The sequence below is a fragment of the Mycobacterium sp. 155 genome, assembly GCF_000373905.1.
GTDB lineage: Bacteria > Actinomycetota > Actinomycetes > Mycobacteriales > Mycobacteriaceae > Mycobacterium.
In genome coordinates this window covers 2,774,360-2,787,560 of the sequence record NZ_KB892705.1, presented here as the reverse complement: position 1 = coordinate 2,787,560, position 13,201 = coordinate 2,774,360, and the positions used below count along the sequence as shown (strand labels likewise).

The window sequence follows — 13,201 nt, the reverse complement described above, 5'->3', positions numbered from 1 at the left end:
CTCCTGAGATCTAGTGGGCGACGCCGGCGGCGCCGTGCTCATCGACCAGCGCGCCGGTGATGAATCGGTCGAGGCGAAACGGTGCGACGTACTCGTGCTCGCGGCCGTTGGCGATCGTGTCCGCGAGACACCATCCGATGCCGGGGGTCACCTTGAAACCTCCTGTGCCCCAACCGGCGTTGAGGTAGAGGTTCTCGTAGCCGGCGCGGCCCACGATGGGCGACGCGTCCGGGCAGACGTCGACGATGCCTGCCCAGGTGCGCAGCAGGTGCGCCCTGGCGAACACGGGGAACAACTCCACCGCGGCGGCCATCTGGCGTTCGATGATGTGGAACGCGCCGCGCTGGCCGTACCCGTTGTAGGAGTCGACACCCGCGCCCATGACCAGCTCGCCCTTGTGCGCCTGAGAGACGTAGACGTGCACGGCGTTCGACATCACGATCGTGGGATGAACCGGCTCGAGGAGTTCGGAGACGAGCGCCTGCAGTGGATGGCTCTGCAGCGGCGTGCGGATGCCGAGCATGTCGGTCAGGGTCGAGGTGTGCCCGGCCGCACACAGCAGCACCTGGCCGGCCGCGATGTCACCGCGGGTGGTGCGCACCCCGGTGACCCGGTCGCCTTCGGTGGCGAACCCGGTGACTTCGCAGTTCTGGACGATGTCGATGCCGGCCTCATCGGCCCGCCGCGCGAATCCCCATGCGACATAATCATGTTTGGCGATACCGGCGCGCGGTTGATAGGTCGCACCGAGCACCGGGTACCGGATGTCGTCGGATATGTTGACGATGGGGCACAGCTCTTTGACCTGTTTAGCATCGACCCACTCGGCGTCAATCCCGTTGAGTTTGTTGGCCTCCACCCGCCGTACGCTGTCGCGCACGTCCTGCAGGCTGTGTGCGAGGTTGAGCACGCCGCGCTGGCTGAACAGGATGGGGTAATCCAGGTCCTCTTCGAGACCTTCCCAGAGCTTCAGGGCGTGCTCGTAGATGCGGGCGCTCTCGTCCCACAGGTAGTTCGACCGGATCAGCGTGGTGTTGCGGGCCATGTTGCCGCCGGCCAGCCAACCACGCTCCAGCACTGCGACATTGGTGATGCCGTGGTTCTTCGCCAGGTAGTGGGCGGTGGCGAGGCCGTGTCCACCGCCACCGACGATCACGACGTCGTAGGACTTCTTGGGATCGGGGGTGCGCCACAGGAAATCTGGGTGCTCCGGCAGGTGGGCGCCGGGCGGGGTCGGCGTGGAAGCTGTTGTCACAGTGCGGCCTTCGTCAGGGAGGGGTACAGCGGGAAGCGGGCGGCCAGAACATCGACCCGGTCGCGCAGAGCGGCCAGGCCGGCGTCGTCGGTGTCCGGCCGCAGGGCGAGGCTGACGACGTCGGCAACCTCGCGGAACGCATCGAGGTCGAATCCCCGCGTAGCCAGGGCGGGGGTGCCGATCCGCACACCTGAGCTGACCATCGGTGGTCGCGGGTCGAACGGGACCGCGTTGCGGTTCACCGTGATTCCGACCCGGTGCAGCCGGTCCTCGGCCTGCTTGCCGTCGAGTTCGGATTCCCGCAGGTCGACCAGAACCAGGTGCACGTCGGTGCCGCCGGAGACCACGTTGATGCCCGCCTTGCGCGAATCCTCTTGCAGGAGGCGGTCTGCCAGGATCTTCGCGCCGTCGAGGGTGCGCTGCTGGCGCTCGCGGAACTCGGGCTCGCCGGCCAGTTTGAACGACACGGCCTTGGCGGCGATGACGTGCTCCAGCGGGCCGCCCTGCTGACCCGGGAACACCGACGAATTGAACTTCTTCGCCAGCGCCGCATCGTTGGTGAGGATGATGCCACCACGCGGGCCGCCGAGAGTCTTGTGGGTCGTCGAGGTGACCACGTGAGCGTGCGGCACCGGTGACGGGTGAAGCCCGGCGGCGACGAGACCGGCGAAGTGCGCCATGTCCACCATGAGGTACGCGCCTACCTCGTCGGCGATCCGGCGGAACTCCGCGAAGTCCAGCTGCCGTGGGTAGGCCGACCATCCGGCGATGATCACCTGGGGACGGTGCTCGCGCGCGAGCTCCTCCACCTGAGCCATGTCGACGCGGTGGTCGTCCTCGCGGACGTGGTAGGCGGCGACGTTGTACAGCTTGCCGGAGAAGTTCAGGTGCATGCCGTGGGTCAGGTGACCGCCGTGGGCCAGGGCCAGGCCGAGGATGGTGTCGCCGGGCTGGAGCAGGGCGGCCATGGCGGCCGCGTTGGCCTGCGCGCCCGAGTGGGGCTGGACGTTGGCGTACTCGGCGCCGAACAGCGCCTTGATCCGGTCGATGGCGAGCTGCTCGACCACGTCGACATGCTCGCAGCCGCCGTAGTAGCGCCGGCCGGGGTAGCCCTCGGCGTACTTGTTGGTCAGCACGCTGCCCTGCGCCTCCATCACCGACAGCGGCGCGAAGTTCTCGCTGGCGATCATCTCCAGGGTGTTTTCTTGGCGGCGCTGCTCGTCGACGACGGCGGCATAGACTTCCGGATCGGCAGCGGCGAGCGATTGGCCCAAGACGGTGCCGTGTGCGGCCTCTGTTTGAACACCCATACAGACTCCTCTGATCCAGACGATTGATATATCAGTTGGCGATCACTGTATGGCCGCAAGAGAAGCCGGTCAAGGGTTCTGTCGGGTTTTGATCGACGTGCGTTTGCCGGTGATATTGCGAGCCGGCCACTGTGGCGGGCGTGCAGCTTGTTGTGATGGTGCCCGGCGTGTCGTCGCGGAAGCCGACACTCTCGGCATAGGGCGCAGCGGGGGTGTCGAGTTGCCGGCGGCCTCGCCCACTGCGAGGGGATTGTTTCCCGGCGGTGCGCGTCAGATGACGGCCCGAACCCCGACCTCGAAGCCGGTCACGTGCTGCAGTGTCAACTCGGCCGCGGTGTCGGCATCGCCGTTGATGATGGCCGACAGGATGGCCGAATGCTCGTTGATGTGCTCTGCGACATCGGTGAGCCGCTCGAGGAACAGGCAGAAGATTCGGGTCACGAGGTTGTGGTAGCGGATCAGTACGTCTTCCAGGTGCGGGTTGCCCGCGGCTCGGTAGATGCTGCGGTGGATGGCGATGTCCAGTCGCATCAATTCCATGGGGTCGCCAGGCAGGTCGTCGATGGTCTTGTAGGCGTCGAGCAGCTGTTGCAGCTCGGCGCGCTGGCTCGCGTTGGCGCGTTCAGCCGCGCGACGGGCGGCCAGGGGCTCGAGCTGTAGCCGAATCTCGTTGATATAGGCCAGGTCCGTGATCTCCACACCCGTGGCGAAGGTCCCGCGGCGTGGATAGGAGATGACCAGACGATCGTCTTCGAGGCGTTTGAGCGCCTCGCGCACCGGTGTGCGGCCGACGTCCAATTCGTTGGACACCCGAACATCATCGATGGGCTCGCCCGGCCGGATCTGCAGCGTGGTCAGCTGATCACGCAGCGCCAGGTACGCCCGGTCCGCCAAGGAGGCTGGAGGGCCGGCCTGGTCCATCGAGCTCAGTGGAGCGATCGCCACGGCCAGATCTTAGCAGTGGTATCCAACAGTTATTGCCGCCAACAGCTTCTATGCAGATTGAAACTCAGTTGATATATTAATCGTGTATTCAATCGCGGGCGTCGGGGTGAGCCTCCTCGGATTGTCACCGAACATAAAGGTCAACGGCGTGACTGTTAGCGTTTTCGAGCTGTTCAAGGTGGGCATCGGCCCATCGAGCTCCCACACGGTCGGGCCTATGAAGGCCGCCTATCTGTTTGTATCCCGGCTGGCCGCGGAGGGCCTGATCGAGAACACCGCCGCCGTGCGCTGTGAACTGTTCGGCTCGCTCGGAGCCACCGGACACGGCCACGGCAGCGTCAAGGCGGTGGTCCTGGGCCTGGAGGGGGAACAGCCCCAGTTGGTCGACCCGGTCGCGGCCGACCCGAGGGTGGATGCCATCCGGTCCGAAGGGCAGCTGCGGCTGGCGGGTACTCACCCGATCCGGTTCGACGTCGACGAGGACATCGTGCTGCACCGCCGCAAGCGCCTGGACTTCCACAGCAACGGCATGGTCTTTTACGCATTCGACGCGGCCGGGGAGCAACTGGAGCGCCGCGAGTACTACTCCGTCGGAGGTGGTTTCGTCCTCGACGAGGACGAAACGGGTACCCGGGTCCTCGTTGTCGATCCGACCCCGGTGCCTTACCCGTTCAGCAGCGGAGCCGAGATGCTCAGGCTGACCGCCGAGACCGGAATGAGTATCAGCGATCTCATGATGGCCAACGAGAAGGTGTGGCGCAGCGAAGCCGAGATCAGGGCGGGCCTGCTGCACATCTGGGAGGTCATGCAGCAATGCGTCGAGCGGGGAACGCACGTCAGCGGTGTACTGCCCGGAGGGCTCAAGGTCCGGCGCCGCGCCGCCGAGCTGCGCGAACGTCTGGAGAGCGGCGGCGACGAGCAGGACGCGCTGCGGGCGATGGAATGGGTGACCATGTATGCGCTCGCGGTCAATGAGGAGAACGCCGCGGGCGGTCGTGTCGTCACCGCGCCGACCAACGGCGCCGCCGGCATCATCCCCGCTGTGCTGCACTACTACCGCCAGTTCATCAGTAGCTTCAGCGAGGACGGCGTGGTGCGGTTCCTGCTGACCGCGGGAGCAATCGGGTTGCTGTTCAAGGAGAATGCCTCCATTTCGGGTGCTGAGGTGGGTTGTCAGGGTGAGGTGGGCTCCGCGTGCTCCATGGCGGCGGCAGGCCTGGCCGAAGTGCTCGGCGCCACCCCCGAACAGGTGGAGAACGCTGCCGAGATCGGCATCGAGCACAACCTCGGCCTGACGTGCGACCCCGTCGGGGGGCTGGTGCAGATCCCGTGCATCGAGCGCAACGCCGTCGGCTCGATCAAGGCGATCAGCGCTGCTCGGATGGCCTTGCACGGCGACGGCACCCACCACGTCTCATTGGACAAGGCGATCAAGACCATGCGTGAAACCGGCGCCGACATGAGCGTCAAGTACAAGGAGACCGCCCGTGGCGGCTTGGCTCTCAACGTCGTCGAGCTGCCGCTGAACGTGGTCGAGTGCTGAGGGGAAGGCGTGCCGGCACTGAACCCATGACGCCACCCGCTAATCCCGCGTAACCTGTCGGCGCGCGGGCACGTCGCGATTCGTCGAGCGGAACGGGGGCTGATGCGGCACTACTTCACGGCCGATGCGATCCGAGCCGCCGAGGCGCCGCTACTGGCATCGTTGCCTGACGGCGCGCTGATGCGCCGCGCCGCCTACGGATTGGCGACGGCGATCGGTCGTGAGCTGGTGAACCGTACCGGAGGGATTTCCGGCCGGCGGGTGTGCGCTGTCGTGGGCTCTGGTGACAACGGCGGGGACGCGCTGTGGGCTGCGACGTTCCTGCGTCGTCGCGGTGCAGCTGCTGATGCTGTGCTGCTCAACCCGGACCACACCCACCCCGTAGCGCTGGCAGCGTTTCGTGCATCCGGTGGCCGGATCGTGCAAACGATCGCCGCCGCAACGGATTTGGTGATCGATGGCGTGGTGGGAATCTCGGGCCGGGGCGCGTTGCGGCCGGCCGCCGCCGAGGTGTTCGCGGCCAGTTCTGCGCCAGTGGTGGCCGTCGACATTCCCAGCGGTATCGATGTTCAGACCGGGGCGACCGACGGTCCGCATGTGCGGGCTGTGCTCACGGTCACCTTCGGCGGTCTGAAACCCGTTCATGCGCTGGCTGATTGCGGACGCGTCGAACTCGTCGACATCGGCCTGGACCTACCCGCTACCGATCTGCTCGGACTCGACGCCGACGATGTCGAAGCGCTGTGGCCGGTGCCCGGACCCAACGACGACAAATACACCCAGGGCGTGACAGGGCTGCTGTCCGGCTCGGCGACCTATCCCGGGGCCGCGGTGTTGAGCGTCGGGGCCGCTGTGGCCGCCACCTCCGGGATGGTTCGCTATGCGGGAAGTGCTGCGCAGCAGGTGCTTTCTCACTGGCCCGAGGTGATCGCGGCAGCAGGACCCGGGGCGGCGGGCCGGGTACAGGCATGGGTGGCCGGCCCCGGCATGGGCACCGATGACCATGCGAAGGCGGCCCTGCGGTTCGCGCTCGACACCGATCTGCCGGTACTTGTCGACGCAGATGGGCTGACCCTGCTTTCCAAGGATCCCGGCCTGCTCGCCGGACGGCGTGCTCCGACTGTGCTGACCCCGCACGCGGGTGAGTACCAGCGGCTGGCCGGTGAACCCGTGGGGGTCGACCGGGTCGCCGCCGCCCGCTGCCTCGCCGACCGGCTCGGCGCCACCGTTCTGCTCAAAGGAAACGTCACCGTCATCGCCGGCGTCGACGGGACGACCTACCTCAACCGGGCCGGGCAGTCGTGGGCCGCCACCGCGGGCTCGGGTGACGTACTGTCGGGCATCATCGGGGCGCTACTGGCCGCCGGGCTGCAGCCCGCGCAGGCCGCGGCGGCCGGGGCATTCGTACACACGCGCGCGGCCAACCTCTCCGCGGCCGACCCGGGGCCGCACCCGGCTCCGACTTCGGCTTCCCGCATTCTTGCTCACATCCGCACCGCGATCGCGTCGCTGTAACCGGAAGGATTCACATGTCCCGCAAGCACTCCCATGCCCTCGTCGCGCCCGCCTATACCGGGCGACTCGACATGGCACCGGTCCCTGCGCTGCGCTTGCCGGACGACGCGATGGATCCTCCGGCGGCCTACCGGTTCATCCAGGACGAACTCATGCTCGACGGCAGTTCGCGGCTGAATCTGGCGACGTTCGTCACCACCTGGATGGATGACGAGGCGGCAAAGCTGATGGCAGATACGTTCGACAAGAACATGATCGACAAGGACGAGTACCCGGCGACCGCCGCCATCGAGACTCGCTGCGTCAACATGGTCGCCGATCTCTTTCATGCCGAAGACCTGCGCGACGACGATCCATCAAGTGCCACCGGCGTATCCACCATCGGGTCTAGCGAGGCCGTGATGCTGGCGGGCCTGGCGCTGAAATGGCGCTGGCGCGAAAAGTTCGGCGGAACCGACAACCCATCCGGATGGAAGGGTCGTACCCCCAACCTGGTGATGGGTTCCAACGTTCAGGTGGTGTGGGAGAAGTTCTGCCGCTACTTCGACGTCGAGCCGCGTTATCTGCCGATGGAGGAGGGGCGATACGTCATCACCCCCGAACAGGTGCTCGACGCGGTCGACGAGGACACCATCGGCGTCGTCGCGATCCTCGGCACCACGTTCACCGGCGAACTCGAGCCGGTCGCCGAGATCTGCGCGGCCCTCGACGAGCTCGCAGGCTCCGGAAAGCTCGACATCCCGGTGCACGTCGACGCCGCCAGCGGTGGCTTCGTGGTGCCGTTTCTGCACCCCGACCTCGAGTGGGATTTCCGGTTGCCCCGCGTGGTGTCGATCAACGTCAGCGGGCACAAGTACGGGCTGACCTATCCAGGTATCGGGTTCGTGGTGTGGCGCAGCAAGGAACACCTGCCCGAAGATCTCGTGTTCCGGGTCAACTACCTCGGCGGCGACATGCCGACGTTCACGCTGAACTTCTCCCGGCCCGGCAACCAGGTGGTGGGCCAGTACTACAACTTCCTGCGCCTCGGCCGGGCCGGATACACCCAGGTCATGAAATGTCTCTCACAGACCGCGCGGTGGCTCGGCGACGAGCTCCGTGCCAGCGAGCACTTCGACATCATCTCTGACGGATCGGCCATCCCGGTGATCAGCTTCCGGCTCAAGGGCAACCCGGGCTACACCGAATTCGACGTGTCACAGGCGTTGCGCGCATTCGGCTGGCAGGTTCCGGCGTACACCATGCCCGACAAGGCGAACGACGTCGTCGTGCTGCGGATCGTGGTCCGTGAAGGGTTCTCGACGGACCTGGCCAGGGCCTTCAAAGAGGACACCATCACCGTCCTGGGCCACCTCGACAAACTCAAGCCCGGCGGATTCTTCGACAGGGTGCAGCCCTTCACACACTGACCGTGCCTGCTGTTGGTGCGGGGGGCTCGTCGTCTCTGGGACAATGGCGGGCGGTGATATGACGATGCAGACGACCGAACTCACGACCCCGCTGGCGCCGAGCGCAACGCCGCAGGCAGTGGTGGATCTCGGCGCCATCCGGCACAACGTGGGCGTGCTGCGTGAGCTGGCCGGGGCGGCGCAGGTCATGGCGGTGGTCAAGGCCGACGGCTACGGGCATGGCGCCGTGCCGGCCGCCCAGGCCGCACTCGCTGCAGGGGCCGCCGAACTCGGCGTCGCGACCATCGCCGAGGCGCTGGCGCTGCGCGCGGGCGGGATCGCCGCCCCCGTGCTGGCATGGCTGCACACGCCGGGAACCGACTTCGCCCCGGCCGTGGCGGCCGATGTCCAGATTGCGGTGTCCTCGTCACGCCAACTCGACGATGTTCTGCTGGCGGTCGCACAGACCGGCCGCACCGCCACAGTGTCGGTGAAGGTCGACACCGGGCTCAGCCGCAACGGGGTGAGCGCCGCCGACTATCCCGCAATGTTGACCGCGTTGCACCGCGCCCACACCGACGGGGCGATCCGGGTGCGGGGGATCATGAGCCACCTGGTGCACGGCGACGTCCCGGCGCATCCGTTCAACGGCGTGCAGGCGCAGCGGCTGACTGAAATGCGCGACCGTGGCCGCCAACAGGGAGTGCCCTTCGAGATCGCCCACCTGAGCAATTCACCCGCCGTGATGACCCGGCCCGACCTGGCCTTCGACATGGTGCGGCCCGGAGTCGCGGTCTACGGTCTGAACCCCGTCCCGGACCGGGGCGATACGGGGTTGCGGCCCGCGATGACCTTGAAATGCCCAGTGGCACTGGTGCGTTCGGTTCGAGCCGGGGACGGGGTGTCCTACGGCCACCTGTGGGTCGCCCGCCGCGACACCACACTGGCGCTGCTGCCGATCGGCTACGCCGACGGTGTCTACCGGGCTCTGAGCGGCCGGATCGACGTGCTGATCAGGGGTAGGCGCCGGCGTGCCGTCGGGCGCGTGTGCATGGACCAGTTCGTCGTCGATCTCGGACCTGACGCGGCCGACGTCGCCGAGGGCGACGACGCCATCCTGTTCGGGCCGGGCACTCAGGGTGAGCCCACCGCACAGGACTGGGCGGATCTGCTCGACACCATCCACTACGAGATCGTCACCAGCCCGCGCGGCCGGGTCGTGCACACCTACGTTTCGGGCCAGAGCCATTGAGCGGCAGCACCTTCGATGAGCACCATCACCGGGCCCGCTGGCTGGCGGGTGCAGCCGGACTGACCGCCGTCGGCACTGTCGCGAGCCTCTCGGTCGCACGGTCGCTGGGCCGTCGGGTCCTCGACGAGGATCCCTACGCCGGGGAGGACTTTCACCTACTCGACGCCGACCGCAGTTCGGTCGTCACCACCGTCGACGGAGTGCCGCTCGCAGTGCGCGAGGTCGGACCGCTCGACGCCCCGCTTACGGTGGTGTTCGCCCACGGATTCTGTCTTGAGATGGGTGCCTTCCACTTTCAGCGGGCCCGGCTGGCCGAGCAATGGGGTCCGCAGGTGCGGATGGTGTTCTACGACCAGCGTGGCCACGGCCAGTCGGGGACAGCCGGGCCTGACACTTACACCGTCGAGCAGTTGGGCGAGGACCTCGAATCCGTGCTGGCGGTGACGGTTCCGCGCGGCCCGGTGGTGCTCGTGGGCCATTCGATGGGCGGCATGGCGGTGCTGTCGCACGCCCGCCAGTTCCCGAAGCGCTACCCGTCGAGGGTCGTAGGTGCCGCCCTGATCGCCTCGGCCGCCGAAGGAGTGTCGCGGTCTCCGCTCGGCGAGATATTGCGCAACCCGGCGCTGGAAGTGGTGCGGTTCGCCGCGCGGTACGCACCGAAGACGGTGCATCGCACCCGCGGTGCCGCGCGGTCGGTCATCGCCCCGATCCTGCGCGCCGCGTCCTACGGCGACGAGAAGATCAGCCCCAGCGTGGTGGAGTTCTCCGAGCAGATGATGCACGGCACGCCGATCACGACAGTGGTGGAGTTCCTGCACGCACTCGAGGTGCATGACGAGACGGCGGCCCTGCCGGTGTTGGCCCGGGTGCCGACATTGATCGCCTGTGGTGATCGGGACCTGCTCACCCCGATGGAATACTCAGAGGTCATGGCCGCGCAGCTACCCAAATCGGAGTTGGTGATCGTCGGGGGAGCGGGCCATCTGGTGCAACTGGAGGAGCCCGAGGTGATCGACGACGCGCTGGTCGGATTGGTCCAGCGGGCCACCCCGTCCAAGCTGGTCACATTGTCGCGGCGGGTGCGCGACCGGATCCGGCCCCATGACTGAGCGCATCGCGGGAACCGCGCAACTGTCGACCGCCGACGACACCATCGTGTTCGGTGCCACACTGGGTGCGGGCTTGAGCGCCGGCGACGTGGTGGTGCTGTCCGGGCCGCTGGGTGCGGGAAAGACGGTGTTGGCCAAGGGCATTGCCCAAGCCATGGATGTCGACGGGCCCGTGGTGTCGCCGACCTTCGTGCTGGCCCGGGTGCATCGGGCGCGCCAAGCCGGCAGGCCTGCCATGATCCACGTCGACATGTACCGGCTGCTCGACCACACCGGAGCCGATCTGCTCGGTGAACTCGACGCGCTGGACCTCGACACCGATCTGGAGGACGCCGTGGTGGTGGTCGAGTGGGGTGAGGGACTGGCCGAGCGGTTGTCCGACCACCATCTCGACATCCGGATCGACCGGGACTCCGACAGTGAGGTCCGTACCGTGACGTGGCAGTGGAGCGCGCCGTGAACCTGCTGACGATCGACACCGCAACGCCCGCGGTCAGCGCTGGGGTGGCACGGCGCGCCGACGACGGCACCGTGACCATCCTGGCCGAACGGGTCACCGTCGACCCGCGAGCGCATGCCGAGCAACTCACCCCGAATGTGCTGGCTGCGTTGGCCGATGCCGGGCTGACGATGGCCGACCTCGACGCCGTCGTCGTCGGTTGCGGTCCCGGCCCCTTCACCGGGCTGCGGGTCGGCATGGCGAGCGCCGCGGCCTTCGGGCACGCACTCGGTGTCCCCGTGTACGGCGTGTGCAGCCTCGACGCCATCGGGGTGCGTACCTCGGGCGATGTGCTGGTGGTTACCGACGCGCGTCGCCGTGAGGTGTACTGGGCGCGCTACCGCGACGGGGTCCGCATCGAGGGCCCGGCCGTCAACGCACCCGCGGACGTGCCCGCCGGGGCCGACGAAGTGGCCGGATCGCCCGAGCACACCGCGCTGTTCGACCTGCCGCGCCTGGAACCGGTGTACCCGACGCCGGACGGCCTCGTCGCTGCGGTGAACGACTGGGGCAACCCGGCTCCGCTGATCCCCCTCTACCTGCGCCGGCCTGACGCCAAACCGTCTGTGGCGGCGCGGAAATGACCATCGTGTACGGCGCGCTGACCAAGGCCGACGCCGACCGCTGCGCGGAACTGGAATCTCAGCTGTTCCCCGGAGACGATCCCTGGCCGGCACGGGCCTTCTTCGCCGAGCTGGCCGCCAAGCACAACCACTACGTCGCTGCGCGCTGCGAGGGACGCCTCGTCGGCTATGCCGGGATCTCCCGATTGGGTCGGGTCCGCCCCTACGAGTACGAAGTGCACACCATCGGTGTCGATCCCGACTTCCAAGGCCAGGGCATCGGGCGTCGGCTGCTCGACGCCATGCTCGAGATAGCCTCGGGTGGAATGGTTTTCCTGGAAGTCCGCACCGACAACGTACCGGCGATCAAGCTCTACGAGAGCGTCGGCTTCGTCAACATCGGTCTGCGTAAACGGTATTACCGGGTCAGCGGTGCCGACGCCTATACCATGCAACGCCTGCCTACCCGGAGTCCATCGTGATCATCCTGGCCATCGAAAGTTCCTGTGACGAAACCGGAGTCGGCATCGCCGAGCTCTCCTTGCCGGAAGACGGGGGGCCGGCAACCGTTTCTCTCCTTGCCGACGAGGTCGCGTCCAGCGTCGACGAGCACGCCCGGTTCGGCGGCGTCGTCCCCGAGATCGCGTCGCGCGCCCACCTGGAGTCACTCGGCCCCACCATGCGGCGCGCGCTGGACACCGCGGGCATCGAGAGGCCCGACGTCGTCGCCGCCACCATCGGTCCGGGCCTAGCCGGGGCTCTGCTGGTCGGGGTGGCCGCAGCCAAGGCCTATGCGGCCGGCTGGAATGTGCCGTTCTACGCCGTCAACCACCTCGGCGGGCATTTGGCCGCCGACGTGTACGACCACGGCCCGCTCCCGGAGAGCGTCGGACTGCTGGTCTCCGGCGGACACACCCACTTGCTGCACGTCCGGTCGCTCGGCGAGCCGATCATCGAGTTGGGCAGCACCGTCGACGACGCCGCCGGCGAGGCCTACGACAAGGTGGCCCGGCTGCTGGGGCTGGGTTATCCCGGCGGCAAGGTGCTCGACGACCTGGCCCGCACGGGTGACCGCAACGCCGTCGTCTTCCCTCGTGGGATGACCGGGCCGCGCGACGACCCGTATGCGTTCAGCTTCTCCGGTCTGAAGACGGCGGTGGCGCGCCACTGGGAAAAAGAAGCGGTCCATTCCGCTGCGGTCAAGGCTGACGTCGCGGCCGGCTTCCAGGAGGCGGTCGCCGACGTGCTGACCCGTAAAGCCGTGCGTGCCGCCACCGACCTAGGAGTCTCCACACTGCTGATCGCCGGTGGCGTGGCGGCCAACTCGCGGCTGCGTGAGATGGCCGAAGAACGTTGCGCCGCAGAAGGTTTGACACTTCGGGTCCCGCGGCCTCGATTGTGTACCGATAACGGCGCGATGATCGCGTCGTTCGCAGCGCATCTCATCGCGGCGGGGGCCGAGCCCTCACCGCTGGACGTCGCGAGTGATCCTGGACTACCGGTGGTGCGGGGTCAGGTGGCGTGAGCCAGCGAGAAGCCGCGGGCGGATCGCGCATCGGCACTGCCGCGGACAAGCTGGAGATCACCGGCTGCTGTGACGCGACCTGCACCGCCACTGTGTTCGCTGTGAATGAACAAACGACCAAATAGTCACAGCCCAACCTTGAGTGCTAGCACTCGCATGTATAGAGTGCTAGGTGGCACGCGGCCAACCCCAGCGCCGGCACCCGCGACGACGGAGCGAGGGCACGGGCGCATGCCACGAACACCTGGTAATCGGCATCTGGGATACCCCCGGATCCACACCCCGACAAGTGGAGGG

At 67.5% G+C, this 13,201-nt stretch carries 12 protein-coding genes; 9 read left to right on the top strand and 3 right to left on the bottom strand.

Annotated features, from left to right (window positions below; all coding sequences use genetic code 11):
* Nucleotides 1–10: 10 nt before the first annotated feature.
* The 3 genes from B133_RS0113250 to B133_RS0113240 all read right to left on the bottom strand — a co-directional run bounded on the left by B133_RS0113250 (nt 11) and on the right by B133_RS0113240 (nt 3,510).
* The gene (locus tag B133_RS0113250; RefSeq protein ID WP_018601742.1) at nt 11–1,255 is read right to left on the bottom strand and encodes a sarcosine oxidase subunit beta family protein; all 1,245 of its coding nucleotides are present in this window, start codon (nt 1,253–1,255) and stop codon (nt 11–13) included.
* Entirely contained in the window at nt 1,252–2,565 is a 1,314-nt protein-coding gene (gene glyA, locus B133_RS0113245; RefSeq protein ID WP_018601741.1) for a serine hydroxymethyltransferase, read from the bottom strand. The genes B133_RS0113250 and glyA overlap by 4 nt, the downstream gene beginning before the upstream one ends.
* Nucleotides 2,566–2,835: 270 nt before the next feature.
* The gene (locus B133_RS0113240; protein ID WP_018601740.1) at nt 2,836–3,510 is read right to left on the bottom strand and encodes an FCD domain-containing protein; all 675 of its coding nucleotides are present in this window, start codon (nt 3,508–3,510) and stop codon (nt 2,836–2,838) included.
* A 148-nt stretch (nt 3,511–3,658) separates the two neighbouring features.
* Between B133_RS0113240 and B133_RS0113235 the strand changes: the two genes are divergently transcribed.
* From B133_RS0113235 to tsaD, 9 genes are all read left to right on the top strand, one after another.
* On the top strand, nt 3,659–5,053 hold the full coding sequence (locus B133_RS0113235; RefSeq protein WP_026256385.1) for an L-serine ammonia-lyase: 1,395 nt from the start codon (nt 3,659–3,661) through the stop codon (nt 5,051–5,053).
* A 102-nt stretch (nt 5,054–5,155) separates the two neighbouring features.
* Nucleotides 5,156–6,568, top strand: a complete 1,413-nt coding sequence (locus B133_RS0113230; RefSeq protein ID WP_018601738.1) for an NAD(P)H-hydrate dehydratase — start codon at nt 5,156–5,158, stop codon at nt 6,566–6,568.
* 14 nt (nt 6,569–6,582) lie between these two features.
* On the top strand, nt 6,583–7,977 hold the full coding sequence (locus tag B133_RS0113225) for a glutamate decarboxylase (protein ID WP_018601737.1): 1,395 nt from the start codon (nt 6,583–6,585) through the stop codon (nt 7,975–7,977).
* A gap of 64 nt (nt 7,978–8,041) precedes the next feature.
* The gene (alr, locus tag B133_RS0113220) at nt 8,042–9,208 is read left to right on the top strand and encodes an alanine racemase (RefSeq protein WP_026256384.1); all 1,167 of its coding nucleotides are present in this window, start codon (nt 8,042–8,044) and stop codon (nt 9,206–9,208) included.
* Nucleotides 9,205–10,317 carry an alpha/beta fold hydrolase gene (locus B133_RS0113215; RefSeq protein ID WP_018601735.1) on the top strand — a complete coding sequence of 371 codons (1,113 nt, stop codon included), beginning with the start codon at nt 9,205–9,207 and terminating at the stop codon, nt 10,315–10,317. Before alr ends, B133_RS0113215 begins: the two co-directional genes overlap by 4 nt.
* Nucleotides 10,310–10,777 carry a tRNA (adenosine(37)-N6)-threonylcarbamoyltransferase complex ATPase subunit type 1 TsaE gene (gene tsaE / locus B133_RS0113210; protein WP_018601734.1) on the top strand — a complete coding sequence of 156 codons (468 nt, stop codon included), beginning with the start codon at nt 10,310–10,312 and terminating at the stop codon, nt 10,775–10,777. Before B133_RS0113215 ends, tsaE begins: the two co-directional genes overlap by 8 nt.
* The gene (gene tsaB, locus B133_RS0113205; protein WP_018601733.1) at nt 10,756–11,400 is read left to right on the top strand and encodes a tRNA (adenosine(37)-N6)-threonylcarbamoyltransferase complex dimerization subunit type 1 TsaB; all 645 of its coding nucleotides are present in this window, start codon (nt 10,756–10,758) and stop codon (nt 11,398–11,400) included. Before tsaE ends, tsaB begins: the two co-directional genes overlap by 22 nt.
* Nucleotides 11,397–11,861, top strand: a complete 465-nt coding sequence (gene rimI / locus B133_RS0113200) for a ribosomal protein S18-alanine N-acetyltransferase (protein WP_018601732.1) — start codon at nt 11,397–11,399, stop codon at nt 11,859–11,861. The genes tsaB and rimI overlap by 4 nt, the downstream gene beginning before the upstream one ends.
* The gene (tsaD, locus tag B133_RS0113195) at nt 11,858–12,904 is read left to right on the top strand and encodes a tRNA (adenosine(37)-N6)-threonylcarbamoyltransferase complex transferase subunit TsaD (RefSeq protein WP_018601731.1); all 1,047 of its coding nucleotides are present in this window, start codon (nt 11,858–11,860) and stop codon (nt 12,902–12,904) included. Before rimI ends, tsaD begins: the two co-directional genes overlap by 4 nt.
* The last annotated feature ends 297 nt before the right edge of the window (nt 12,905–13,201 follow it).